Below are 25,719 nucleotides of genomic sequence, written 5' to 3'. Positions count from 1 at the left end.
CCCCGCTCCGGCGGGGTTTTTTTATGGCCTATTTTCCGCCGCTCAGCCGACGCTGCAGCTGATCGCGCAGATTCGGCGGCGTGCCTTTAATGGTCAGCGTGTCGGTAGCCGGATCCCAGAAGATACGCTCGCCAAGCAGCAGCGCATCAAAATTGATGGTCAGCCCGCCGCCGCTGCCGGCATATTTGGTTAACTGCCGCAGGGTGCTGCGATCCGCCGGGAAGCTCTCTTCCAGCTCGTAGCCCTGGCCTGCGGTGAACTCTTCAAAGCTCACTTCGCTTACGCCCGCCAGCTCTTTTGAGAGCGACGCCAGCTCAATCTCCTCGCCCGCCTGCAACTGCTCGTTACAGTAGGTGTAGACTTGCTGACGCACGGTCTGGCGCTCGGATTTATCCAGCTCTGCCTGGGCGGTAAAATCATCGACCGCTTGCAGCAGCCCACGGTTCTGCGCTTTCGCGTTCAGCCCTTCGCTGGCGCCGAGGAAATCCATAAAGAAATCCGCGACCTTGCGCCCTACCCGGCCTTTCAGGAAGGTGAGGTAACGCGTTGACTCCGGGTTAGTTTCCCACTCGGTTAAGTCGACGCGCGCAACGATATCGGCGTGATTGATATCGAGATAGTGGGTCGAGCTGATATCGAGGTTTTCATTGACGCGCATGCTGCTTAAGTTGTTCAGCACCGCCACCAACAGATACTCCACCGCCAGATAGCGGTAGTGGCAAAACAGCACAATACCGCCGTCGGCAAAGGGGTATTTCGCCAGTTCATCACGTAAGCGCCCGGTCGCCGCGCGGCTGAAGGCGAGAAACTCCTCTTCGCCCTGACGTTGCAGACGCAGCGCCTGTGCCAGCTCGCTCTCTTCATTAAACAGGCCATAGGCTTTATTTTTTGCGCTATAGACCCGGTGCAGTTCCGCCACCATCTCTTCGACGGGCGGGGTGGGTTCGAGCAAAGAATCGCGCAGCACCAGTTCAAGGGTTTGCTCATCGCGCTTGATAAGCTGGTGCAGGGCAATCTGGTTGATGTCCAGACTCATGATAAACTCTCCTTTTTGACCGGCGGTATTCAACCACCACCAACGCCGCGGTGCAACTGCTGATAAAAAAGCAGAAAAAAAGCTCTTCCTACGGTAAGATGTTGCCCTTTCATGAACAGACTGATTTCGATTTATGCCACAAATCTCCCGCTACAGTGATGAACACGTTGAACAACTGCTCAGTGAGCTGGCCAACGTACTGGAAAAACACAAAGCACCGGCCGACCTCTCTTTGATGGTGCTGGGCAATATGGTGACCAACCTGATTAACAGCAGCGTCGCCCCCGCGCAGCGTCAGGCCATCGCGACATTGTTCGCAAAGGCACTGCAATCGTCCATTGGCGACGACAAAGCGCACTAAGGGAAATCACAACAGTTTATGGTGACTAATCGTCAACGCTACCGTGAAAAAGTCTCCCAGATGGTGAGCTGGGGGCACTGGTTCGCGCTGTTCAACATTTTGTTGTCCATCGTGCTCGGTAGCCGTTACCTGTTTGTTGCCGACTGGCCGACCACGCTCTCCGGGCGTATTTACTCCTGGCTGAGCCTGGTGGGCCACTTCAGTTTTGTGGTGTTTGCCACCTATCTGCTGATCCTCTTCCCGCTGACCTTTATTGTGATGTCGCAGCGGCTGATGCGCGTGCTCTCGGCGATCCTCGCCACCGCAGGCATGACGCTGCTGCTTATCGACAGCGAAGTCTTTACCCGTTTTCACCTGCACCTGAATCCGGTGGTCTGGGAACTGGTCATCAACCCCGATCAGAACGAGATGGCCCGCGACTGGCAGCTGATGTTTATCAGCGTGCCGGTCATTTTGCTGATTGAGATGCTGTTTGCGACGTGGAGCTGGCAGAAGCTGCGCAGCCTCACGCGCCGCCGCCACTTCGCTAAGCCGGTGGCCGCCCTCTTTTTCGTCTCCTTTATTGCCACCCATGTGATGTATATCTGGGCAGACGCTAATTTCTATCGCCCGATCACCATGCAGCGCGCCAACCTGCCGCTCTCATACCCAATGACCGCGCGCCGTTTCCTTGAAAAACACGGTCTGCTGGATGCGCAGGATTACCAGCGTCGCCTGGTGGAGCAAGGCAATCCGGAAGCGGTATCGGTGCAGTATCCGTTAAGCGATCTGCGCTATCTCGATATGGGCTCCGGGCAGAATGTGCTGCTGATTACCGTCGACGGGCTGAACTACGCCCGTTACGAAAAACAGATGCCGCAGCTGGCGAGTTTTGCCGGGCAGAACGTTAACTTTACCCAGCATATGAGCGCCGGGAATAACGCTGATAACGGCTATTTCGGCCTCTTCTACGGTATTTCGCCGAGCTATATGGATGGCGTGATGTCAGCACGTATCCCGGCGGCGCTGATCACCGCGCTGAATCAGCAGGGCTACCAGCTGGGGCTCTTCTCGTCCGACGGCTTCAGCAGCCCACTCTATCGCCAGGCGCTGCTGTCTGATTTCTCGCTGCCGCCAGCAAAAAGCCAGAGCGATGCGCAGACGGCCGATCAGTGGATCAACTGGCTCTCCCATGACGCGCAGGAAGATACGCGCTGGTTCTCGTGGGTCTCTTTAAACGGTACCGCCGCACTTGATACCGATACTCCGGGCTTTGCACGTAAGTATCCCCGCGCTGCCGCCGATGTCGATGCGCAGATTGCCCGCGTGCTGGATGCGCTGCGCGCCTCCGGCAAAATGGACAACACGGTGATAGTGATCACCGCCGGTCGCGGCATCCCGGCCGATCAGCAGGACACGACTTTCGACTGGTCGCGCAGCCGCCTGCATGTTCCACTGGTCGTGCACTGGCCGGGCACGCCCGCGCAGCGTATTACCCGGCTGACGGATCATCAGGATGTGATGACCACTCTGATGCAGCGTCTGTTGCATGTCAGCACCCCGGCTAATGAGTATTCGCAGGGCCAGGATCTCTTTACCGCCACGCGCCGCCATAACTGGGTGACCGCCGCTAACAGCAATACGCTGGCGATCACCACGCCGCAGATGACGCTGGTGCTCGATCAGAACGGTAACTACAAGTCCTGGGATGCGCAGGGCGAGAAGATCCGCGATCAGAAACCGCAGCTCAGCTTACTGCTGCAGGTGCTGACCGATGAAAAACGGTTTATCGCTAACTGATTGATTATTTATGAATCACTCAGCCTGCCCTGTACTTGCAATCAGGCAAGAAACGGGTAGTATTAGCGCCACATGTCGGCACGTAGCGCAGCCTGGTAGCGCACTGTCATGGGGTGTCAGGGGTCGGAGGTTCAAATCCTCTCGTGCCGACCAAAATTCCCCGCCGTGTTGCCTGTTCCTTTTCGGCAAGACGAAGAAAAACAGCAAGTTACTTTAACTTGCTGTTTTTTTTTGCCCGTTAAAAACCCTTTTCGGCTGGCAAACGGGTAAGCAAATCGTAATCAGGATGTTAACATAGAGACAAATTCATGCCTGTTATGATGAGTGAAACCTATGTCCGACTTAAATCGTCCACAACTCCAGCTGCCCAACGGGGCCGATAAACTGCTGCTCCACTCCTGCTGCGCGCCCTGCTCGGGTGAAGTGATGGAAGCGATCCAGGCTTCCGGTATCGACTACACCATCTTCTTCTATAACCCGAACATCCATCCGCAAAAAGAGTATGAACTGCGCAAAGAGGAGAATATCCGCTTTGCTGAGAAGCATGGCGTGCCCTTTGTCGATGCAGATTACGATACCGACAACTGGTTCGAACGGGCGAAAGGGATGGAGTGGGAGCCTGAGCGCGGCGTGCGCTGCACAATGTGTTTTGATATGCGCTTTGAGCGCACGGCGCTTTATGCCCACGAGCACGGCTTCAAAGCCATCAGCAGTTCGCTGGGCATCTCTCGCTGGAAAAATATGCAGCAAATCAATGACTGCGGCCAGCGCGCGGCAGCGCACTACCCGGAAATGGTTTACTGGGATTACAACTGGCGCAAACAGGGCGGCTCGGCAAGGATGATTGAGATCAGCAAACGGGAGCGCTTCTACCAGCAGGAGTACTGCGGCTGCGTCTACTCCCTGCGCGACAGCAACCTGCACCGTAAATCCCAGGGCCGACCGCTGATTAAGATTGGCAAGCTCTATTATGGTGACGAGCAGGAATAGAGATGAAAAATCCCGGCCATATAGCCGGGATTGTCTGACTTACAGCGCGATATCCGCAACCTGTTCATCGTCGTGATGCGGCTGCGCCATCGGCTTCTGCACCGGCGGGGTAATATCCGCCACCATCGATTCGTCGCACTTCAGACCGAGAATTTCGCTGGTGTAGCGCAGCTCGGCGTCGGCGGCTTCGATATTGCCATTCAGCTCGGTACCGAACGAGGGAATAATCTCCCGCAGCTTGGTTTGCCAGGCTTCTGAAGCGAAGCGCTCGGTAAACACCTTCTCCATCAGCTCAAGCATGATCGGCGCTGCGGTTGAGGCACCCGGCGACGCGCCCAGCAGCGCGGCAATGGTGCCCTCTTTGTCGCTCACCACTTCGGTGCCCAGACGCAGCACGCCGCCTTTTCCGGCTTCGCGTTTGATAATCTGCACCCGCTGCCCTGCCTGCCACAAACGCCAGTCCTCTTTTTGCGCCAGCGGATAGTATTCACGCAGCGCATCAAAACGGTCATCCTCGTTTTGCAGCACCTGGTTTACCAGGTATTTCACCAGGCTGAAGTTGGTCATCCCGACCGTCAGCATCGGCAAAATATTGGACGAGTTGGTTGAGCGCAGCAGATCCCACAGCGATCCGTTTTTCAAAAAACGCGTGGAGAAGGTGGCGAACGGCCCAAAAAGCAGCACGCGTTTGCCATCAATAATGCGCGTATCGATATGCGGCACCGACATTGGCGGCGCGCCAACGGTCGCCTGACCGTAGACTTTCGCCAGATGGTGATTCACCACCGCCGGATCTTCCGCCACCAGGAACTGGCCGCCCACCGGGAAACCGGCATAATCGGCCGCTTCCGGAATGCCGGATTGCTGTAACAGCTTCAGCGCGGCACCACCGGCACCGATAAAGATAAATTTTGCTTTGATCACCTGCTCAGCGCCGCTGTTCAGGTTATGCAGCGTCACGCTCCAGCTCTGGTCGGCATTGCGCTTTAAGCCGCGCACCTCGGTCGCCAGTTGCAGAGCGAAGTTCGCCTTCTTCTGCAGCGAGCCGATCATCTGGCGCGTCAGCTCGCCAAAGTTAACATCGGTGCCGATCTCCGTGCGGGTCGCGGCAATTTTTTGCGTCGCATCGCGCCCTTCCATCACCAGCGGTGCCCACTGTTTGATCTGCTCAGGATCTTCGGAGTAGCGCATGCCGCGAAACAGGGAGCACTGCTGTAGGGCTTTGTAGCGCGCGCGCAGGAAGTTGACGTTGTCGTCGCCCCAGACGAGGCTCATATGCGGCACGGTATTGATAAATGAGCGCGGGTCGCGCAGCACACCACTTTTCACCTGGTGCGCCCAGAACTGGCGAGAGATGCGAAACGCTTCGTTGATCTCAATCGCTTTTTTGATGCTGACAGAGCCGTCCGCGCTGCGTGGGGTATAGTTGAGTTCCATCAGGGCTGCATGCCCGGTACCGGCGTTATTCCAGCCGTTTGAACTCTCTTGCGCCAGGGCGTCGAGACGCTCCACCATCGTAATTGACCAGTCCGGTTCAAGATCCGAAAGCCAGGTTCCCAACGTGGCACTCATGATCCCACCACCGATTAAAAGCACATCTGTTTCCTGCTCTTTCGATGCGGACGCGTCTGCTGCTTTTGAGACAGCATTCAGCCCGACAGCCATCGAAAACAGCCTGGCAGTCATTCTTTTCATGATGATATTGCCTTACTTTTAGTGCTGCTTTATTCGCATTTATAGAGGGTTAAATCGTTAGCTCGTCTAACGTAGCACTTAAAAGTCGAGATTTAAATAATGTTTAAACATTAAATAATAATTATATAAATGTTACTAATAAGTTGCTTTTATGCATTAGTTTTAACACTAATTGTTGCCCGTGTAGCGCCTGAATCTGCTATTATCCTGCGCTTTGCCAAACGCATGGATGCCGTTTGCCTCTGCTTCTATGGCACTCTCCACTTGCGGAATTTTATGACCGACAACGCTACCCCCTCCTCTTCTCAGGTAAGCGCCGTACTGCGCTCGCCAAAGCTGTTTACACGTGAAATTTTAGCCGGTGTGATCACTGCGCTGGCGCTGATCCCGGAAGTGATCTCCTTTTCGGTGATTGCCGGTGTTGACCCGAAAGTGAGCCTGATTGCCTCGGTGGTGCTCTGCTTCGCGATGTCCATTCTCGGCGGTCGTCCGGCAATGGTAACGGCGGCTGCCGGGTCAGTCGCACTGGTTATCGGTCCAATGGTCAACCAGAACGGTGTGGAATACATTTTGCCTGCGGTATTACTGGCGGGCGTGATCCAGATTATCTTTGGCCTGACCGGCATGGCGCGGCTGATGCGCTTTATTCCCCATGCGGTGATGACCGGGTTTGTTAACGCCCTCGGCATCCTGATCTTCTTCGCCCAGGTGCCCCACTTCTGGAGCAAAAACCCAATTATTCTGGCGCTCTTCGTCCTGACGCTGCTGATTGTGCTGTGGCTGCCGCGCTGGCTGAAAAGCGTGCCCGCGCCGCTGGTGGCGATTGTCGTGCTGACCGCCTATACCATCTTTAGTGGTCAGGTGTTACCCACCGTGGGTGATGAAGGCCCGATGCAGGGCGGTCTGCCGGGGCTGACCGAATGGCTGGTGCCGTTTGATTTGCATACGCTGAGCATAATCTGGCCCTGCGCGCTGAGCATTGCTTTTGTCGGGCTGATGGAGTCGCTGCTGACCGCCAAACTGGTCGACGATTTAACCCATACGCCGTCGAATAAAGGGCGTGAAAGCGCCGGGCTTGGCATCGCCAATATCCTTGCCGGTTTCTATGGCGGTATTGCCGGCTGCGCGATGATTGGTCAAACCATCGTCAACGTTGAGATGGGCAAAGGGCGTACGCGTCTCTCAACCGTTGCCGCCGCGCTGGTATTGCTGCTGCTGGTCACGGCGTTAAGCGAGGTGATGGCGAAAATCCCGATGGTGGTGCTGGCCGGGATTATGGCGATTGTCGCCTTCAAGACATTTAACTGGGGAAGCCTCAAGCCAGGCACCCTGAAGCAGGCACCTTTCGTCGAGAGCGTAGTGATGGTGGTCACGGTGATTGCCACCGTCAGCACCGGCAACCTGGCGATTGGCGTGGTTGCCGGGGTGGTGACGCTGGCAATAACGCCTGCGAAGTGGCGGGAAAAGTCGCTGTTTACAGCAAGAACAGCGTCGCCAGACCAAGAAAAATAAAGAAGCCGCCGGTGTCGGTAATGGCGGTGATCATCACGCTGGAGCCGACCGCCGGGTCGCGCCCCAGCCGGATCATCAGCATCGGGATCAGCACACCCATTAATGCCGCCATCAGCAGGTTAAGCACCATCGCCAGCATCATCACGCCGCCCAGCGCCGGGTCGCCATACAGCCACCAGGTGATGCAGCCCATCAGTCCGCCCCACACCACGCCGTTAATTAACGCCACGCCCATTTCGCGCAGAATAAGAAACGAGAAGTTGCCCGGCTGAATGTTTTGCAGCGCCAGCGCGCGCACAATCATGGTGATGGTCTGGTTACCGGTGTTACCGCCAATACCGGCGACAATCGGCATCAATGAGGCCAGCGCCACCAGCTGCGAGATGGTGTGTTCAAAACCGTCAATTACCCGCGAGGCGATAAACGCAGTACAGAGGTTAAGCGCCAGCCACGCCCAGCGTGACTTTACCGCTTTGGTGACGGGGGCGAAGACATCCTCTTCGGTACTCAGGCCGCCCATCTGGCGCATATCGTTATCGGTCTCTTCGTAGACCACGTCGAGGATCTCATCGACGGTCAGCCGCCCCATCAGAATGCCGTTCTCATCCACCACTGCGGCGCTAAGCAGGTTGTCACGCTCAAAGGTACGCGCAACACGCTCCGCCTCCTCTTCCGGCAGGAAGGTGACGGGATCGCTCTCCATTACCTCGCCCACTTCCCGATCGGTGGCGTTCAGCAGCAGAGTTTGCAGCGTCAGCTCGCCAACCAGCCGGTTGTCGCGATCGACCACAAACAGCTTGTCGGTGTTCTCCGGCATCTTTCCCAGACGGCGTAAGTAGCGCTGAACGGCGGCCAGCGTCACCTCCGCGCGGATGGTGATCACCTCAAACTCCATGATCGCGCCGACGCAGTTTTTGCCATAGCGCATCACCTGGCGCACCCGAGCGCGCTCTTTCGGCGGTAGCGTTGCCATCATGCGCCCGGTCAGGTTGCGCGGCAGATGCTGCACCAGGTAGATCTGCTCATCAATATTGAGGGTTTCCAGCGCATCCAGCAGCGCGCGGTCGCTCATCTCATCAATCAGATCGTCCCAGACATTTTCCGAGGCTTCGAGCAGCACTTTGCCGCGCTTGTCATCTTCAATCACCCGCCACAGCGCATGGCGTTCAACCACCGGCAGCGCTTCGAGGGTATCGGCCAGATCCGGCGGCGGCAGATGGGCAGCGAGGGCGCGAACTTCAAGCAGGTGCTGATCGAGCACTTCACTGTTCACCTGCTCCACCAGCGTGATTTCGCCCAACAGCGTGGCGGTCAGGGCTTTATGGGTGGTGAGCAACCAGATAAGGCGCGCGCGCTCTTCTTCGCGCAGTTTGACACTGTTCTTTTTAATAACCGGCATGACAATCCTGAATCGAAAGCGCCCTCTCATCCGGGCGGAATAGCCTTAAGCATAGCGCCAGGTGCTAAAAAAAGGCTCAACGGTGGGGTTGTTTGGATAAAAAAACGGCAACGCTCCCCGCTTCAGCAGGGAGCGTGGTGATTACGCGGTGCGGGAAACGGCGTCGCGGGAGGCGAGCTGACGCTCTTCACCCTCCAGCTCGCTTAAGTGACCGCTGCGCATCTCCAGCAGGCGATCGGCGTGTATGAAGTAGTGATCGTCATGGCTGATGGCAAAAATGGTTTTGCCCATCTGCTGCATCAGCGGCAACAGCACCTGGTAGAAGTCACGCCTGAAGTGCGGATCCTGATCTGCCGCCCACTCATCCAGCAGCAGAATATCGCGCTCTTCCGCCAGCGCCAGCAGCAGCGCGACGCGCTTCTTCTGCCCTTTCGACAGCTTCAGATTAAGGATTTTGCCGTTTTCCAGTTCCAGCTTGTGCGACATCTTTAACTGCTCCAGCCACTTCGCCACCAGTTCCGGATCGGCCTGCTGCCCTTCGGGGCCAAGCAGTTCGTCAAACAGCCAGACATCGGTAAACACCGCCGAGAAGAGTTTGCGGTAATCTTCCGGTTTATCCTGCGCCATCGGTTTGCCATCCAGCAGGATCTCGCCTGAGAGCGGCTGATAGAGGCCGGTCAGCAGCATCGCCAGCGTCGATTTCCCGCTGCCGTTACCGCCAATCAGAAACACCAGTTCGCCGCGCTTGAGGGTCATATTGATTGGCCCAATGGCAAAGTCGTTATCCTGATATTTAAAGGTGACATCGCGCAGCTCAAGGGTTTGCCAGCCGGGGAAAGCCTGCGGGTGCGGAAACTCCGGCCGGTAAGGTGCCAGCGCGAACTGCTTGAGTTTGCGAAACGCCACCTGGGCGGTGAGCAGCGTTGGCAGCGCGCCGACGGCGGAGAGCAGCGGCGTGCGCAGAAAGAGCAGCGTCAATGAGTAGGTCGCCGCGACATTGGTATTCGCCCAGCCCAGCCCGTTCGCCATCCAGAACACCAGACCAATCGCGCCCAGCATCATAATGTTCGACCAGTTCACCGCGCTCAGGTGGAAGGTGTCGGCGCGGATAATATGGTGGCGGTATTCGCGCGCATCCGGCAGGTACATCTTTTCAAACACGTGCTCGGCGCGCTCGCGGTTAAGCGTAAGCTCTTTGCGCCCTTCAAGCACCGTCTGAAAATCGGTATAGAGCTTATCTTCCGTCTCGCGCAGGGTCGCCATATGTTTATAGACGCGCGACACCAGCATAAACCCGCCCCAGATGGTCAGCGCCATCCAGATAACGGTGATCAGCAACATTTTACCGGAGAGCATGGCGAGATAGAGGCAGGAGCCAACGGTGAGGATAATCCCCTGCACCAGCTCCGGCAGGCGCACAAAGGCGATAGTGATATTACGTACATCGCTGGTCAGCCCGGCCAGCAGCGAGGCGCTGCCCAGCTGTTCGATGCGCTCGATCGGCGTATCCAGAAGACGCTTGATAAATTCGCTGCGCAGGCGATAGACAAAGTGGTGGCCCAGTGTCGTCAACGCCAGCTGCGAGCCGAGGGTGACGGCCATTAACAGCAGCAGCAGGCCGAGGAACTCCGGCAGCACGGCAACAGAGAGATCGACAGATTCAATCAGGCGCTGGTTAATAAAAGCAATCAGCCCGATGCCCATTGCCGCGCTGGCAAGCGACAGCGCCAGTACCGCCACAAACGGCCAGCGATACTGCCGCCAGACAAGAAGGAGAAGTTCCATAAGCGTATCCGGTCAATAAAAACAGCCAGCAGTTTAAACGGCTACCTGTTTTCATCAAGAATAATTCTTATTTTTGTTCGCTATTGCCTGCCTGACGAAAAGTGAGGTTATAGCGGCACTCGCCGGTCAGCGGATGGTAGCCCGGTTTCAGCGGCGCAATGCCGTGATAAAAGAGACGCGACTCCCCGCCCCACACCACCACGTCACCGTGCTCCAGCAGCAGACGCTGGAGCGGATCGCTGCGCTTCAGCCCGCCGAACTGGAAAACCGCCGGCAGGCCAAGCGAAACGGAGACAATCGGCGCACGCAGATCAGGCTCGTCCTTATCCTGATGCAGCGAGAGTTTGGCTCCCGGTGCGTAGCGGTTGATAAGGCAAGCATCCGGGCGGAAATCGGGGTAGCCAGCGGCGGCGCTTGCCGCGTTGCAGAGCGTCACAAAGGCCTGCGGCATGGCAGGCCACGGGCGCTGCGTCTGTGGATCGGCGGCATCGTAGAGATAGCCGCGCTTGTCTGTTGTCCAGCCAAGCTGCCCACAGTTGGTCATCGCAACGGACATGGTGTAACCGCCGGGGGTAACCATATGGCGCAGCGGCGAAACGCTGACCACATCGGCGATACCGCGCATCAGCGCCTCGCTGTGCGCAAGGGCGAAACGGCGCAGTATCACGGCACCCGGTGCCAGCGGCTCCTGCCACGGTTGTTCATCGGCAAACAGATCGAGCATCAGGTCTCCTGTTGATTAGCTTCGCGCGCCAGCAGCTGCGCTTTGCGCTCGGCACCCCAGCGGTAGCCGGAGAGCGCCCCGCTCTGGCGCACCACGCGGTGGCAGGGAACAATAACCGCCAGCTTATTCGCCCCACAGGCGCTGGCGACGGCTCTGACCGCGCCGGGCTTGCCAATACTCTGCGCCAGTGCCTGGTAGCTGACCCTCTCCCCTGCCGGGATCTGACGCAGCGCTTGCCACACCTGCAACTGAAACGCGGTGCCGCGTAAATCAAGCGGCAGGGTAAAGGACGAATCGGGTCTCTCTACATGTGCAATCACCTGCTGGACACGCGCGGTAAACTGCGGGTCATCTTCTGCCTGGCGAGCATGCGGAAAGAGGTTACTAAGCTGCGCCAGTAAAGCCTCATCACTTTCGGCCAGCAACACGGCGCAGATCCCGCGTTCACTCTCAGCCACCAGGCAGCGGCCGAGCGTACAATTTGTCAGGGTAAACCAGACCGGGCAGGACGAGCCGCCGCGGCGAAAGGCGCGGGCAGTCATCCCAAGCGCCGCATCTGCGTTTCGATAGTAGCTGCTGCTGTCCGGGAATCCGGCGGCCAGCACCGCATCGGTAATGGTCTCACTCTTCGCCAGCGTTTCGCGTAAGCGCCGGGCGCGAAATGCCTGCTGCCACGCTTTTGGCGTCACGCCGGTCACCGCTTTGAACAGGCGGTGAAAATGGTAGGGGCTGATGGCAACCACCGCGGCAAGCTCTGCCAGCGTTATGGGTTGATCCTGCTCCAGCAAACGGCACGCGGCGGCTATCTTCTCCAGCCGCTGCTGCTGCGGATGCGTTTTATCCGGCTGGCAGCGTTTGCAGGGACGAAAACCCGCTTCCAGCGCGCTGGCAACATCTTGATAGAAGCGGACATTCTGGCGCAGGGCGCGCCGCGCCGTGCAGGAGGGGCGGCAAAAAATCGCCGTAGTCAGCACGGCAAAGACAAACTGACCGTCAGCGTTCGGGTCGCGCGCCAGCACCGCCTGCCAGCATTGATCATCGGTTAATGTCGCATTGTTCATCGCAGGCTCCTTATCTAAGCTTAGCCTTACTGTGGCGGTTAGCGCGCGCGCAAACACCCGCAATCTTGCGCTTTAATTTTTATCCTTCACCAGGAAGGCGGAGAACTGCGGCGACATCCAGGTCGTGAAGCCATCGCCCCCCTTCATGATCATCATCACCGCCAGCCCTTCGCGCGTCACTACCTCTTTTGCCCGCTCGGTGCCGAGCACCATCAGGCCGGTGTCCCAGGCATCGGCCTCCAGCGCGGTCGGCGAGATCACCGTCACCGACACCAGTTTGTGATCGATTGGCCGCCCGCTGCGCGGATCGATAACGTGGGAGATGCGTTTACCGTCCAGCTCATAGTAGTTGCGATAGCTGCCGGAGGTGCTGATACCGTGGCCATTAATATCGACCACCGCCTCGACGGCGTTTTCGCGATCCGTTGGCTTCTGTACCGCCACACGCCACGGCAGCCCTTTACCATTCATCCCGCGGCTGACCAGCGCCCCGCCGACGGAGACCAGATAGCGGGAAATCCCCTCGCGCTCCATTAAATGCGACAAATGATCGGCGGCGTAACCTTCGCCAACCGTCGAAAGATCGACATAGAGATCGGGCAGATCTTTTTGCAGGAACTGTTCACCGGCGCGATTGATTACCGTGAGATGTTGCAGCCCGGTACGCGCTTTCGCCGCGTCGATCTGCGCCTGCGTTGGCGTCTTGATCGGCTGCTGATCCGGGCCAAAGCCCCATAAATTCACCAGCGGCCCAACGGTAATATCCATCACGCCATCGGTTTTTTTACCCACGCGCAGCGAGGTGGTGACAATATCCGCCATCGCTTCGCTGACGGGCCACGGTGCGGTGCTGCTGCTGCGGTTAAAGCGCATCAGCGCCGAATCTTTTTTCCAGGTAGACATTAGCCAGTCGTCGCCATCAAGCTGCGCCTGGATTTTCTTTTGCAGCGCTGCCGCCTGCTGCGGGGTGATATCCACCACGCTGACGCGCCAGGAGGTGCCCATTGTTTTACCTTCGAGCACCGTCGGTGTGGCCTGGCTTGCCGTGTCGCAGCCAGCTAACAGAAAAAGTGCCGCCATCAGCGCGGCACGAAGAGAAGCGATCGCCATAGTTGTTATCTCCTTGCTGGCGCAAGCGTACACGAAAAAGGGATTTGCCCGAAACAGGCAATAAAAAAGGGGCCTTGCGGCCCCCTTCAATACGCGTTGTTGCGGACTTAGAACTGGTAAACCAGGCCCAGGCCAACAATATCGTCGGTAGCAATACCGGCCGCGCGGGTAAAGGTGTTGTCGTCCAGCAGGTTGATTTTGTAATCAACATAGGTGGACATGTTTTTGTTGAAGTAGTAAGTCGCGCCAACATCAACATATTTCACCAGATCCTGGTCGCCGAAGTTAGCAGTACCGGTGTTGTTGGTGATGTCCTTACCTTTGGACTGCAGGTAAGCGATGGACGGACGCAGACCGAAGTCGAACTGGTACTGTGCAACCACTTCGAAGTTCTGCGCTTTGTTAGCAAAACCGAAAGCAGAGCTTGGGGTACTGCCGTTAGAGGTACCGAAACGGGTCGCGTTGTAAGTCTGAGAGTACTGCGCTGCCAGGTAAACGTTGTTGGCATCGTATTTCAGGCCGCCGCTGTAAACTTCAGCGCGGTCGCCGTCACCGTACAGGTTCGCGTTAATGCTGTTCTGATCGGCAGTACGTTTAGAGGAGGACATCGCGCCGCCAACGCTGAAGCCTTCGCCCAGATCGTAGGTCAGAGATGCGCCGTAGCCGTCGCCATTCTGGTTCAGCAGGCTGCGACCACTGGTGTTTTCACCGCTGACGCTGCCATTTTTACCCTGGTACTGCAGAGCAAAGTTCAGGCCATCAACCAGACCGAAGAAGTCGGTGTTACGGTAGGTTGCTACGCCGTTAGCACGGGACTGCATGAAGTTATCCGCGCCATAGGTGTCGCCGCCGAATTCCGGCAGAACGTCGGTCCAGGAGGTCACGTCATAGATGATGCCGTAGTTACGACCGTAGTCGAAAGAACCGGTGTCAGCTACGCGGATACCTGCGAAGGCCAGACGGGTCCATGCCTGATCGCTTGCACCCTCTTCTTTGTTCGCCTGGATGTTGTATTCCCACTGACCGTAGCCGGTTACCTGATCGTTAACCTGAGTTTCGCCCTTGAAGCCAAAACGCACATAGGTCTTATCGCCATCAGAACCGTTGTCGTCAGAAAAATAGTGCAGGCCGTCTACTTTGCCGTAGAGATCTAATTTGTTGCCGTCTTTATTATAAACTTCAGCCGCATTAGCTGCGCCCGCTACCAGCAGAGCCGGTACCAGGAGGGACAGAACTTTAACTTTCATTTTATTAACCCTCTGTTATATGCATTTTTATTGCCACTGCATGCTGATTAACCCTCAAATCAGCTGGCGATTCATTGTGCGCAAAAATCAAAAATAATCCAACAGGAATATGATACGAAAACTTTGAAGATGTTTCATATCTAAGGCTAAATGTTTCCATTTGTAATTTTGCGGGAACTTTTTGAAAGCACTAAAAGCCAATAAATAAGAAAAACAGTGGCAGAAATACAGTTCTTTACTTATAAAAACAGCAACTTACTAAAATTTAAAATGAGAGCACTGAATGCCAAACCGAAAGCAGAATTGGTGTCTAAAATAATCGACGCTATCATCATTAACTTTATTTATTACCGTCATTCGAATCTGAATGTCTGTTTACCCCTCTTCAAACCGGATGCCCTGCATTCGGTTTTTTTTTACCTTTCTTTACATCAGTTGATACTTAAGATTTATATAGTCGCCATTTGTAATGACTATTAATTAATCAATAATCGTACCAGAGTTGATCCTCAAACATATTTATAAAGTTAATATCTTGTTATTTCGTGCGATATTTTGCCAGCGAAACGGTAAATAGGACTACAGAGCGGCGTTTTTTTACGCCTTTGCTGCGCTATGGGTACAGAATGCATATTCATGCACCCCCCAGGCATTTCCTGAAAAGAGAGTCTGGAAATTCACCCATTTACCGATATACTGCCTGCTGAACATTACTCTGCAGCACACTACCTTTACGCCCGCGGCCCACCAAACGCGACGCTAACGGCATGGCAGCAACATTGTCTCAGCGCAGGCTGAAAGTTATCAGCCGTGTTGTCATAACGGGTTACACACACGAATGAGTCAATCGGACACAATGATTCCTGGCAAATTTTCCCTCATACCGGGCAACATTACCCGTTACTTCCTTTTATTGATTATTGTCCTGCTGGTCACCATGGGCGTGATGATCCAGAGCGCGGTCAACGCGTGGCTGAAGGACAAGAGTTATCAAATTGTTGATACCACCCATGCTATTCATAAGCGCATCGATATCTGGCGCTATGCGACCTGGCAGATTTACGACAACATCGCTGCTGCCCCCGCCTCCTCCGGCGAAGGCTTGCAGGAGACGCGTTTAAAGCAGGACGTTTACTACCTCGAAAAACCGCGCCGCAAGACGGAAGCGCTGATTTTCGGCTCCCATGACAGTTCGACGCTGGAGATGACCCAGCGTATTTCGACCTATCTTGATACGCTGTGGGGCGCGGAAACCGTGCCGTGGTCGATGTACTACCTCAACGGCCAGGATAACAGCATGATCCTGGTCTCGACGCTGCCGCTTAAAGATCTCACCTCCGGCTTTAAAGATTCGATGATCAGTAATATCGTCGATACCCGCCGCGCGGAGATGCTCCAGCAGGCGAACGCCCTTGATGAGCGTGAAAGCTTCTCTTCGCTGCGCCGTCTTGCCTGGCAGAATGGTCACTACTTTACGCTGCGCACCACCTTTAACCAGCCGGGCCATCTGGCGACCGTTGTTGCCTTCGATCTGCCGATCAACGATTTGATTCCGCCCGGTATGACGCTGGACAGTTTCCGCCTCGATCCCGATACCACGCCGGGCAGCGCACGCGCGCAGGATAAAGAGACCACCGATAGCGTCTCAGTAAACTTCAACAGTTCGCGCATTGAGATCTCCTCTGCGCTGAACGGCACCGGTTTACGCCTGGTGTGGCAAGTGCCGTTCGGCACCCTGCTGCTTGATACCCTGCAAAACGTTCTGCTGCCGCTGCTGCTGAATATTGGTCTGCTGGCGCTGGCGCTGTTTGGTTACACCACCTTTCGCCAGATGCCGGGGCGCAAGAGCGATACGCTCGCAACGCCAGGCGCAAATAATGAGCTGCGCGTGCTGCGCGCCTTTAATGAAGAGATTGTCTCCCTGCTGCCGCTGGGTCTGCTGGTTCACGATCAGGAAGCTAACCGCACGGTGCTGAGTAATAAAATTGCCGACCACCTGCTGCCGCACCTCAATTTGCAGAACATTACCGCGATGGCGGATCAGCACCAGGGCGTGATCCAGGCGACCATCAATAACGAGCTCTATGAGATCCGCCAGTTCCGCAGCCAGGTGGCGTCGCGTACGCAGATCTTTATTATTCGCGACCAGGATCGCGAAGTACTGGTCAACAAGAAGCTCAAGCAGGCGCAACGGCTGTATGAGAAGAACCAGCAGGGTCGCGCGGCATTTATGAATAATCTCGCCGAAGCGCTCAAACAGCCGGTGAAAGCGCTGGCCAGTGACGCAGCGGCGATTGAGAGCAACGAGTCTAATCGCCTTGCCGATCACGCTGACCGACTGGTGCAGCTGGTGGATGAACTTCAGCTGGCAAATATGCTGGAGAATGACACCTGGAAAGGCACCTCCTCCCTCTTCTCCATTCAGGATCTGATTGATGAAGTGGTGCCGGAAGTGCTGCCGGTGATCAAGCGTAAAGGGCTGCAGCTGCTGATCAACAACCATCTGTCTGCCAATGAGGAGCGTCACGGCGATCGCGATGCGCTACGTCGCATCATGCTGCTGCTGATTCAGTATGCGGTGACCACCACGCAGATGGGCAAAATCACCCTCGAAGTGAGCATGGACGAATCCGCAGACGACCGGCTGACCTTCCGCATTCTGGATACCGGCGTCGGCGTTAACGCCAGCGAAATTGATAATCTGCACTTCCCGTTCCTTAACGAAACGCAGGGCGATCAGTTTGGCAAGGCAAATGCCCTCACCTTCTGGCTTTGCGATCAGTTGGCCCGTAAACTGGGCGGACATCTCAATATTAAGGCGCGTGAAGATCTCGGCACCCGCTACTCTCTGCATGTGAAAATGGCCGTTCGCGCACAGCAGGGCGAGAGCGAAGAGAAATTGCTCGATGATGTGGTGGCGATGATTGATATTACGTCGAATGAAATTCGTAATATTGTGGTGCGTCAGCTGGAGAATTGGGGGGCAAGCTGCATTTCGCCCGATGAGCGATTATCTAATCAAGAATACGATCTCTTTTTAACAGATAATCCGTCAAATCTTACAGCTTCAGGATTGCTTTTAAGCGATGATGAGGTCGGCGTGCGGAAAATTGGTCCTGGCCAGTTGCGCGTCAATTTTAATATGAGTAATGCAATGCAGGGAGCAATATTGCAGCTCATTGAGGAGCAGCTGGCGCAGGAGGAAGTCACGGAGTCGCCTTTAGGCGGCGATGAGAATGCTGAACTCCATGCCAGCGGCTATTACGCGCTGTTTGTCGACACAGTTCCCGATGATGTTAAGAGGTTGTATACTGAATCGGCTTCGCGCGATTTCGCTGCGCTGGCACAGACGGCCCACCGCCTTAAGGGCGTGTTTGCCATGCTTAATCTGGTACCTGGTAAGCAGTTGTGTGAAACGCTGGAGCAATTAATTCGCGAGAGTGATGCTCCAGGCATAGAAAATTACATCAGCGACATTGACGCTTACGTCAAAAGCTTGCTGTAGCAAGGTAGCCTAATACATGAACAATATGAACGTAATTATTGCCGATGACCATCCGATTGTACTGTTCGGTATTCGCAAGTCACTTGAACAGATCGAATGGGTAAATGTAGTCGGTGAATTTGAAGACTCTACAGCGCTTATCAACAACCTGCCGAAACTTGAGGCCAATGTATTGATCACCGATCTGTCAATGCCGGGCGACAAATACGGCGATGGCATTACGCTGATCAAATACATCAAGCGCCACTTCCCGGCGCTGTCGATTATCGTGCTTACCATGAATAATAACCCGGCAATTCTCAGCGCCGTTCTGGATCTCGATATCGAAGGTATCGTACTGAAACAGGGCGCGCCGACCGATCTGCCGAAAGCGCTGGCGGCACTGCAAAAGGGTAAGAAGTTCACCCCGGAGAGTGTCTCCCGTCTGCTGGAGAAAATCAGCGCCGGTGGTTATGGCGATAAACGCCTGTCGCCGAAAGAGAGTGAAGTGCTGCGCCTGTTCGCAGAAGGTTTCCTGGTGACGGAGATTGCCAAGAAGCTGAACCGCAGCATTAAGACCATCAGCAGCCAGAAGAAATCAGCAATGATGAAACTGGGTGTCGATAACGATATCGCCCTGCTGAACTACCTCTCTTCCGTGACGCTCACCCAGACGGAAAAAGAGTAATCCCCGTAACCCCGGCACTCGCCGGGGTTCGTTTTTCTGCACTTTACTTCCTGCTTTTTCTCACCCGCGCGGCGTACGCAGCCAGCGTCTGCTTCAGCACATCCAGCGTTACCGGTTTCGACAGACAGCTATCCATACCCGACTCCAGACAGCGCTGCTTCTCTTCGGCCAGGGCGTTCGCCGTCACGCCGATCACCGGCAGCGTCAGCCCAAGCTGGCGAATGCGCTGCGTCAGGCGGTAACCATCCATATTCGGCATGTTCACATCACTGAGCACAATATCGATCGGGTTCTTACTCAACACATTGAGCGCATCGACACCGTCATTGGCGGTTTTACACTGATAGCCAAGCGATCCCAGCTGATCGGCCAGCAGACGGCGGTTGATAGGATGATCGTCCACCACAAGGATCATCATATCCTCGTTATTCTCCATCTCGCCGGAATCAACTGCTAAGGCACTTGCCGCCTGCGCCTCGGCCACCGGCACGCGATAGATGCGGCCCAGCAGCGCCAGCAGATCGTGCGGCGAGGCGACACTGTGCAGCCACTCGCCCGGCGCGCGCTCAAGCGGAATACCAATATGGCGGCGGGAGAAGATGATCGCCGCGCGCCCGGTCCAGGGTTGCGGCAGATCATCATCAGTGATCAGCGTATCCTGGTTGCCCAGTTCATGGCCGTCATACTGCTTAACCTGAATGCCGTTCCACTCCAGCAGGTTATGCAGGTACGCAGACAGCCAGGCATTGCGCACTGCCAGCCAGCAGCAGGTCTCCGCCAGCCCATCCACCTCGGCCGGCACCGTTGGCACCGCGCTGTAGAGCGGAATGCGAATGGTAAACTGGCTGCCCATACCCGGTTCGGTATCGACGGCGATATCGCCATCCATCATATTGACCAGCTTTTCACAGATCGCCAGCCCCAGCCCGGTGCCCTGGAAGTTACGCTGCACGCCGGTGCCGACCTGGAAGAAGGGATCGAACAAGCGCACCACCTCTTTGCCCGGAATACCGACCCCGGTGTCACGCACACGAATGCTGAGATACTCCATGTCACACTGCACATGCAGCACGATGCAGCCCATATCGGTGAACTTAATCGCATTACTTAACAGGTTGGAAATCACCTGTTGCAGGCGCATCGGATCGCCATTAATCGCCAGCGGCACATCCGGCTCGATAAAGCAGTAGAGCCCAAGCTGCTTGCGCACTACCAGCGGCAGATAGTTGGCGGTGATATGGCTCATCACTTCACGCGGCGAGAATTCACGCGGCTCGATTTTCAGCTGTTCAGACTCAATTTTCGAGAAGTCGAGAATGTCGCTGATGATTTTCAGCAGCAGGCTCGAGGAGTTGTTCATCGCGGTAACCAGTCGGTCGACACCTTTCGGCAGCTCTTTGGTCTGCAACAGATCGAGGTTACCGATAATGCCGTAGAGCGGCGTACGCAATTCATGGCTGACCGTTGCGAGGAACATCGACTTCGACTGGCTCGCCTGCTCCGCCGCCTGCGCCATCTCCTGTAGCGACTCCTCCATTTTGACGCGGGCGGAGACATCCACCAGCACGCAGATCGCCACGTTCTCATTGCGATAGCGCGAATGCACAAAGCTAATTTGCAGGTTGGTGTTATTGCTGGTTAACACATCAACAAAGTTAACCTGCTGCCCGCAGATAATTTGCGTCAGCCGTTGCCGATCCTCATGGGTCAGCATATTGAGGTAGTTATGCGCCAGCTCGTTACTCAGTATGTTGGTGCCATCCTGGGTTCGCAGGATACAGATCCCCACCGGCGCGGAGGCAACAATCTTACGGTTGAACTGCTCATGCTCTTCAAGCCGCTGCGCATCGTTCTCCGCCGGGATAAAGATGCGCCGCTCATAGAGGCGCGCAAGGGTAAATAGCGCCACGCCGACCAGCACATTAAGCAGCACGGCGTTGAGGATCAGCATGCGGATGCGCTCCAGCACCACGTCCACTGGCACGGAGTAGACCACGCTCAGGGAGGATGGCGGCAGCGTCTTCTTGAGGATCAGCTCGCGGAAACCGGAGGTGTAACCAAACCAGGAGCGCTCCTGCAGCCAGCGCGGATCGGCGGTAATGCCGTTCTCCTGCCCGGTCAGCGAGAGCAAGGTATGCCCATTCTCATCAAGGATGGTGACGCCCATCGGCAGCGTACCCGGCGTGAAGAAATTCTCCATACGGATCGACTGCTCGGTGCCGAGCAGTGCCTGTAGGCGGTTGCCGAGGTAGACCGGCGTCAGCGCGTAGAAATAGCCGATGCCCGGGCGCGGCCCCTGGCTCATCCAGTAGACGTTATTACTGCGCTCATCCTGCGGCGCATTACGGTATTTGACGATCCGCTCATGCAGACTTTTTAGCGTGTCATCCCGCTCGACCGGCATATCGCGCAGGCCGAAATCGGCCATACAGAGGTTGTCGCTGCCAATCAGAAAGACGCGGTTCAGATCGTACGCGGCGGAGAAATTATCGCGCCAGTAGCGCATAAACCACGCCAGCGACTCCAGCGAGCCGCGCCAGGCGCTGCCCATCGCCGAGCAATCGGAATCGGGAAAGAGCGGCAAAAAGGCCGGCACGTCGGTTTTATCGCCGCGGGAGCGCGACGTCAGGATGCCGTTGTCCGCCGTCAGGCGATTTTCAGCAATGTACTTCAGCTCCTTCATCACATCAGAGGTGCGCTGAATATAGCGCTGCGCCTGATCGGAACTGAGGTTGAACTCCTGGCGGATCTCCGACTCTTTATCATGCAGCGCATTAACGATGTAAAAGACGGAGAAAAAGGCAATTAACAGCCAGAGTAATAGCGCCAGCGCCCTGAACAGATAGCGGGAAACTTTCAGGGTACTGCGAAAAGAGACGAGGTATTTCAACCTGGGGAAACTCCGCCACAAGGAAGTTAAAAAAGAGTGTGCTTAAAGTAGCGATAAATCGCAGATGCCGCAAGGCAATGAAAAAGGGCCGGAAACCCGGCCCTTTGTAACGCGTTACTCGGCGTCTTCGTCGTCCGCCGCGTCGTCGTCACTATCGACTTCCGGCGCGATGTCCTCATCGCCTTCCGCAACGCTGCCGTCAATGGAGTCAAGCTCTTCATCATCCACCGGCTCAGCGACACGCTGCAGACCAACAACGTTTTCATCTTCTGCGGTGCGGATCAGGATCACGCCCTGGGTGTTACGACCCACCACGCTGATCTCCGACACGCGCGTACGCACCAGCGTACCGGCATCGGTGATCATCATGATCTGATCGCAATCATCGACCTGCACTGCGCCGACTACCGAACCGTTACGCTCGGTCACCTTGATGGAGATAACGCCCTGCGTACCACGAGATTTGGTCGGGTACTCCGCTCCTGCGGTACGTTTACCGTAACCGTTCTGCGTCACCGTCAGGATTGCGCCCTCGCCGCGCGGCACGATCAGCGAAACTACGCTGTCATTTTCCGCCAGGCGAATACCGCGCACGCCGGTTGCAGTACGACCCATCGCACGCACGGCACTCTCTTTAAAGCGCACCACTTTCCCGGCGGCGGAGAAGAGCATCACGTCGTCGCTGCCGTCGGTCAGATTTACGCCAATCAGCTCATCGCCTTCGTTCAGGTTGACGGCGATAATCCCCGCAGAGCGCGGACGGCTGAACTCGGTAAGCGCGGTTTTCTTCACGGTACCGCTGGCGGTCGCCATAAAGACGTTCACGCCCTCTTCATATTCACGTACCGGCAGAATGGCGGTAATACGCTCATTCGGCTCCAGCGGCAGCAGGTTGACGATCGGACGACCGCGCGCGCCACGGCTCGCTTCCGGCAGCTGGTAGACCTTCATCCAGTAGAGACGGCCACGGCTGGAGAAGCAGAGGATCGTGTCGTGGGTGTTAGCCACCAGCAGACGGTCGATAAAGTCCTCTTCTTTAATGCGCGCGGCAGATTTCCCTTTCCCGCCGCGACGCTGCGCTTCGTAATCGGTCAGCGGCTGATATTTCACGTAGCCCTGATGCGACAGCGTCACCACAACATCTTCCTGGTTGATCAGGTCTTCGATGTTGATATCTGCGGTGTTAGCGGTAATTTCGGTGCGGCGCTCGTCGCCAAACTGCTCGCGAACCAGCTCAAGCTCCTCGCGAATCACTTCCATCAGGCGCTCAGCGCTGCCGAGGATGTGCAGTAATTCAGCGATCTGCTCCAGCAGCTCTTTGTACTCTTCGAGCAGTTTTTCATGCTCAAGGCCGGTCAGTTTCTGCAGACGCAGATCCAGAATCGCCTGTGCCTGCTGTTCGGTCAGGTAGTATTTACCGTCACGAATGCCGAACTCCGGCTCCAGCCACTCAGGACGCGCGGCGTCATCACCGGCACGCTCGAGCATTGCAGAAACGTTGCCCAGATCCCACGGCTGCGCAATCAGGCCCGCTTTCGCTTCGGCCGGGGTCGGCGCACGACGGATCAGTTCGATGATCGGGTCGATATTCGCCAGTGCAACAGCAAGCGCTTCAAGGATGTGCGCGCGGTCACGGGCTTTACGCAGTTCGAAAATAGTACGGCGCGTCACCACTTCACGGCGGTGGCGCACAAACGCGGCCAGAATATCTTTCAGCGGCATGATCTTCGGCTGACCATGGTGCAGCGCAACCATGTTGATACCGAAGGAGACCTGCAGCTGCGTCTGGGAGTAGAGGTTGTTAAGCACCACTTCGCCAACGGCGTCGCGCTTCACTTCAATCACGATGCGCATACCGTCTTTGTCAGACTCGTCGCGCAGCGCGCTGATACCTTCAACGCGTTTCTCTTTTACCAGCTCGGCAATCTTCTCGATCAGGCGCGCTTTGTTCACCTGGTACGGAATTTCATGCACGATAATCGTTTCGCGGCCGTTTTTAGCGTCGGTTTCTACTTCCGCGCGGGCGCGAATATAGATTTTGCCGCGACCGGTGCGGTAGGCTTCTTCAATGCCACGGCGACCATTGATGATCGCGGCGGTCGGGAAGTCCGGCCCCGGAATATGGGTCATCAGCTCTTCAACGCTGATCTCTTCATTATCGATATAGGCCAGGCAGCCGTTGATCACTTCCGTCAGGTTGTGCGGCGGAATGTTGGTCGCCATACCGACAGCGATCCCGGAAGCGCCGTTAACCAGCAGGTTCGGGATCTTGGTTGGCATCACATCTGGGATTCGCTCAGTGCCGTCGTAGTTATCAACGTAATCGACGGTCTCTTTTTCCAGATCGGCCATCAGCTCATGGGCGATTTTCGCCAGGCGGATTTCCGTATAACGCATTGCCGCGGCGGAGTCGCCATCGATGGAACCGAAGTTCCCCTGGCCGTCGACCAGCATATAACGCAGCGAAAACGGCTGTGCCATACGAACAATGGTGTCATACACCGCGGAATCACCATGGGGATGGTACTTACCGATTACGTCACCAACGACACGGGCAGATTTTTTGTAGGCTTTATTCCAGTCATTGCCCAATACGTTCATGGCGTAAAGTACGCGACGGTGAACCGGTTTCAGGCCATCTCGGACATCCGGAAGCGCACGGCCAACAATGACCGACATCGCATAGTCCAGATAGGAGCTCTTCAGCTCTTCCTCGATGTTAACCGGTGTAATTTCTCTCGCAAGGTCGCTCATCTAACCGCTATCCCTCTACTGTATCCCGGATTCAAAGGTCGCAAATTATAACACAACCGGTTTGATACAGGTAAACCTATAACACCCCGGCAAAGGTTTATTCATGCCGTTGGCCTGATATACTCACAGGTCTTATTGAGAGAGGAGTAAATGCGCCCATGAATGCCGAAAAACCGTCGGTTACTCAGAACGTTGATCATGCAGAAATCGCCAAGTTTGAAGCCGTCGCTTCACGCTGGTGGGACACAGAAGGCGAATTTAAACCTTTACACCGTATTAACCCGCTGCGCCTGGGCTATATCGCCGAACACGCCGGCGGCCTGTTTGGCAAACGCGTGCTGGATGTCGGCTGCGGCGGCGGCATTCTCGCCGAGAGCATGGCCAAAGAGGGTGCGCAGGTGACCGGGCTGGATATGGGCGCGGAGCCGTTGCAAGTTGCGCGTCTGCACGCGCTGGAGTCAGGCGTGCAGGTCGACTACGTACAAGAGACGGTCGAAGAGCATGCCGAAAAACAGGCCCAGAGCTATGACGTCGTCACCTGTATGGAGATGCTGGAGCACGTGCCGGATCCGCAATCGGTGGTCAGAGCCTGCGCTAAGCTTGTGAAACCCGGCGGTCACGTCTTCTTCTCAACCATCAACCGTAACGGGAAAGCGTGGCTGATGGCGGTGGTTGGCGCAGAGTATGTGCTGCGCATGGTGCCGAAAGGCACGCACGACGCGAAGAAGTTTATCAAACCTGCCGAGCTGTTAACCTGGATCGACGATACGGTGTTACAGGAGCATCACATCACCGGGTTACACTTTAACCCGCTGCTGAATAAGTTCACCCTCGGACCGGGCGTTGATGTTAACTATATGTTGCATACAACGGCGAAAAATCGCTAACGTCATGCGTTAATGTTATGAAGATTGCGCAGCCGCAAAACGCGCAATCTTCCCCGCCGATGAAGAAATCAGCATTCGATCAAAATTTCATTTTTTTTTTCAGATTATTGACAACCTCTGCAAGCCTTATGCGACGAGGACTTAGCGTTTATTACGCTTTCGCAACCTCAAGTTAACGTCAAAATCAACTCTTGTACTCAAAAGAATCCTTACTAGAATACTCACCATATAGCGTTTCTCTTATCGCAAACCCCCTATATATAGTATTTATCCACAGAGTTAGTCACAGTGCTGATTTGTGGATAATACGGGGGATA

General features: G+C 55.9%; 17 protein-coding genes and 1 tRNA gene. 8 read left to right on the top strand and 10 right to left on the bottom strand.

Annotation, left to right across the window (positions count from 1 at the left end):
* Positions 1-28: 28 nt before the first annotated feature.
* Positions 29-1,036 (bottom strand): nucleoid-associated protein YejK, encoded by a 1,008-nt coding sequence (gene yejK / locus EH164_RS07395; RefSeq protein WP_076770174.1) that lies wholly within the window; start codon positions 1,034-1,036, stop codon positions 29-31.
* Positions 1,037-1,169: 133 nt separating this feature from the next.
* On the opposite strand from yejK, the gene EH164_RS07390 reads away from it, so the two are divergent.
* The 4 genes from EH164_RS07390 to EH164_RS07375 all read left to right on the top strand — a co-directional run bounded on the left by EH164_RS07390 (position 1,170) and on the right by EH164_RS07375 (position 4,166).
* Complete coding sequence (locus EH164_RS07390) at positions 1,170-1,397, top strand: YejL family protein (protein WP_124967791.1); 228 nt, start codon at positions 1,170-1,172, stop codon at positions 1,395-1,397.
* Between the two features lie 18 nt (positions 1,398-1,415).
* Entirely contained in the window at positions 1,416-3,176 is a 1,761-nt protein-coding gene (gene yejM / locus EH164_RS07385; RefSeq protein ID WP_124967790.1) for an LPS biosynthesis-modulating metalloenzyme YejM, read from the top strand.
* A 76-nt stretch (positions 3,177-3,252) separates the two neighbouring features.
* A tRNA-Pro gene (locus EH164_RS07380) sits at positions 3,253-3,329 on the top strand.
* 180 nt (positions 3,330-3,509) lie between these two features.
* Positions 3,510-4,166 (top strand): epoxyqueuosine reductase QueH, encoded by a 657-nt coding sequence (locus EH164_RS07375; RefSeq protein WP_124967789.1) that lies wholly within the window; start codon positions 3,510-3,512, stop codon positions 4,164-4,166.
* Between the two features lie 39 nt (positions 4,167-4,205).
* Here the strand turns inward: EH164_RS07375 and mqo are convergent, their stop codons facing one another.
* On the bottom strand, positions 4,206-5,861 hold the full coding sequence (mqo, locus tag EH164_RS07370) for a malate dehydrogenase (quinone) (protein WP_124967788.1): 1,656 nt from the start codon (positions 5,859-5,861) through the stop codon (positions 4,206-4,208).
* Positions 5,862-6,137: 276 nt separating this feature from the next.
* Between mqo and EH164_RS07365 the strand changes: the two genes are divergently transcribed.
* Entirely contained in the window at positions 6,138-7,373 is a 1,236-nt protein-coding gene (locus tag EH164_RS07365) for a SulP family inorganic anion transporter (protein ID WP_124967787.1), read from the top strand.
* On the opposite strand, the gene mgtE is transcribed toward EH164_RS07365, so the two are convergent.
* The 6 genes from mgtE to EH164_RS07335 all read right to left on the bottom strand — a co-directional run bounded on the left by mgtE (position 7,336) and on the right by EH164_RS07335 (position 14,699).
* Positions 7,336-8,772, bottom strand: coding sequence for a magnesium transporter (gene mgtE / locus EH164_RS07360; protein WP_094421197.1), 1,437 nt, complete (start codon positions 8,770-8,772; stop codon positions 7,336-7,338). The genes EH164_RS07365 and mgtE overlap by 38 nt on opposite strands.
* A 141-nt stretch (positions 8,773-8,913) precedes the next feature.
* Positions 8,914-10,557 (bottom strand): multidrug ABC transporter permease/ATP-binding protein, encoded by a 1,644-nt coding sequence (locus EH164_RS07355; protein ID WP_124967786.1) that lies wholly within the window; start codon positions 10,555-10,557, stop codon positions 8,914-8,916.
* A gap of 67 nt (positions 10,558-10,624) precedes the next feature.
* A complete protein-coding gene (gene alkB, locus EH164_RS07350; protein WP_124967785.1) occupies positions 10,625-11,281 on the bottom strand; it encodes a DNA oxidative demethylase AlkB in 657 nt (218 codons plus the stop codon).
* Complete coding sequence (ada, locus tag EH164_RS07345; RefSeq protein ID WP_124967784.1) at positions 11,281-12,342, bottom strand: bifunctional DNA-binding transcriptional regulator/O6-methylguanine-DNA methyltransferase Ada; 1,062 nt, start codon at positions 12,340-12,342, stop codon at positions 11,281-11,283. The genes alkB and ada overlap by 1 nt, the downstream gene beginning before the upstream one ends.
* 72 nt (positions 12,343-12,414) lie before the next feature.
* Positions 12,415-13,452, bottom strand: a complete 1,038-nt coding sequence (gene apbE / locus EH164_RS07340; protein ID WP_124967783.1) for an FAD:protein FMN transferase ApbE — start codon at positions 13,450-13,452, stop codon at positions 12,415-12,417.
* A gap of 107 nt (positions 13,453-13,559) precedes the next feature.
* Complete coding sequence (locus EH164_RS07335) at positions 13,560-14,699, bottom strand: porin OmpC (protein ID WP_124967782.1); 1,140 nt, start codon at positions 14,697-14,699, stop codon at positions 13,560-13,562.
* 838 nt (positions 14,700-15,537) lie between these two features.
* Here EH164_RS07335 and rcsD point away from each other — a divergent pair.
* Positions 15,538-18,204 carry a phosphotransferase RcsD gene (gene rcsD, locus EH164_RS07330; protein ID WP_124967781.1) on the top strand — a complete coding sequence of 889 codons (2,667 nt, stop codon included), beginning with the start codon at positions 15,538-15,540 and terminating at the stop codon, positions 18,202-18,204.
* Positions 18,205-18,220: 16 nt separating this feature from the next.
* Complete coding sequence (gene rcsB / locus EH164_RS07325; protein WP_007371125.1) at positions 18,221-18,871, top strand: response regulator transcription factor RcsB; 651 nt, start codon at positions 18,221-18,223, stop codon at positions 18,869-18,871.
* Positions 18,872-18,914: 43 nt separating this feature from the next.
* Here rcsB and rcsC read toward each other — a convergent pair whose 3' ends face one another.
* Positions 18,915-21,761, bottom strand: a complete 2,847-nt coding sequence (gene rcsC / locus EH164_RS07320; RefSeq protein ID WP_124967780.1) for a two-component system sensor histidine kinase RcsC — start codon at positions 21,759-21,761, stop codon at positions 18,915-18,917.
* Between the two features lie 114 nt (positions 21,762-21,875).
* Entirely contained in the window at positions 21,876-24,515 is a 2,640-nt protein-coding gene (gene gyrA, locus EH164_RS07315; protein WP_124967779.1) for a DNA topoisomerase (ATP-hydrolyzing) subunit A, read from the bottom strand.
* A gap of 158 nt (positions 24,516-24,673) precedes the next feature.
* Between gyrA and ubiG the strand changes: the two genes are divergently transcribed.
* The gene (ubiG, locus tag EH164_RS07310) at positions 24,674-25,402 is read left to right on the top strand and encodes a bifunctional 2-polyprenyl-6-hydroxyphenol methylase/3-demethylubiquinol 3-O-methyltransferase UbiG (protein ID WP_124967778.1); all 729 of its coding nucleotides are present in this window, start codon (positions 24,674-24,676) and stop codon (positions 25,400-25,402) included.
* Positions 25,403-25,719: the final 317 nt, after the last annotated feature.

The organism is Kosakonia sp. CCTCC M2018092, assembly GCF_003864115.1.
Classification (GTDB): domain Bacteria; phylum Pseudomonadota; class Gammaproteobacteria; order Enterobacterales; family Enterobacteriaceae; genus Kosakonia; species Kosakonia cowanii.
Note: the sequence above shows the minus strand (reverse complement) of the source record. Positions and strands in the feature narration are given on the sequence as shown.

What these genes read in the sequence shown, in the direction of transcription:
- yejK (WP_076770174.1), bottom strand. Translation starts at nt 1,036, where the DNA reads ATGAGTCTGGACATCAACCAGATTGCCCTGCACCAGCTTATCAAGCGC.
- EH164_RS07390 (WP_124967791.1), top strand. Translation starts at nt 1,170, where the DNA reads ATGCCACAAATCTCCCGCTACAGTGATGAACACGTTGAACAACTGCTC.
- yejM (WP_124967790.1), top strand. Translation starts at nt 1,416, where the DNA reads ATGGTGACTAATCGTCAACGCTACCGTGAAAAAGTCTCCCAGATGGTG.
- EH164_RS07375 (WP_124967789.1), top strand. Translation starts at nt 3,510, where the DNA reads ATGTCCGACTTAAATCGTCCACAACTCCAGCTGCCCAACGGGGCCGAT.
- mqo (WP_124967788.1), bottom strand. Translation starts at nt 5,861, where the DNA reads ATGAAAAGAATGACTGCCAGGCTGTTTTCGATGGCTGTCGGGCTGAAT.
- EH164_RS07365 (WP_124967787.1), top strand. Translation starts at nt 6,138, where the DNA reads ATGACCGACAACGCTACCCCCTCCTCTTCTCAGGTAAGCGCCGTACTG.
- mgtE (WP_094421197.1), bottom strand. Translation starts at nt 8,772, where the DNA reads ATGCCGGTTATTAAAAAGAACAGTGTCAAACTGCGCGAAGAAGAGCGC.
- EH164_RS07355 (WP_124967786.1), bottom strand. Translation starts at nt 10,557, where the DNA reads ATGGAACTTCTCCTTCTTGTCTGGCGGCAGTATCGCTGGCCGTTTGTG.
- alkB (WP_124967785.1), bottom strand. Translation starts at nt 11,281, where the DNA reads ATGCTCGATCTGTTTGCCGATGAACAACCGTGGCAGGAGCCGCTGGCA.
- ada (WP_124967784.1), bottom strand. Translation starts at nt 12,342, where the DNA reads ATGAACAATGCGACATTAACCGATGATCAATGCTGGCAGGCGGTGCTG.
- apbE (WP_124967783.1), bottom strand. Translation starts at nt 13,452, where the DNA reads ATGGCGATCGCTTCTCTTCGTGCCGCGCTGATGGCGGCACTTTTTCTG.
- EH164_RS07335 (WP_124967782.1), bottom strand. Translation starts at nt 14,699, where the DNA reads ATGAAAGTTAAAGTTCTGTCCCTCCTGGTACCGGCTCTGCTGGTAGCG.
- rcsD (WP_124967781.1), top strand. Translation starts at nt 15,538, where the DNA reads ATGAGTCAATCGGACACAATGATTCCTGGCAAATTTTCCCTCATACCG.
- rcsB (WP_007371125.1), top strand. Translation starts at nt 18,221, where the DNA reads ATGAACAATATGAACGTAATTATTGCCGATGACCATCCGATTGTACTG.
- gyrA (WP_124967779.1), bottom strand. Translation starts at nt 24,515, where the DNA reads ATGAGCGACCTTGCGAGAGAAATTACACCGGTTAACATCGAGGAAGAG.
- ubiG (WP_124967778.1), top strand. Translation starts at nt 24,674, where the DNA reads ATGAATGCCGAAAAACCGTCGGTTACTCAGAACGTTGATCATGCAGAA.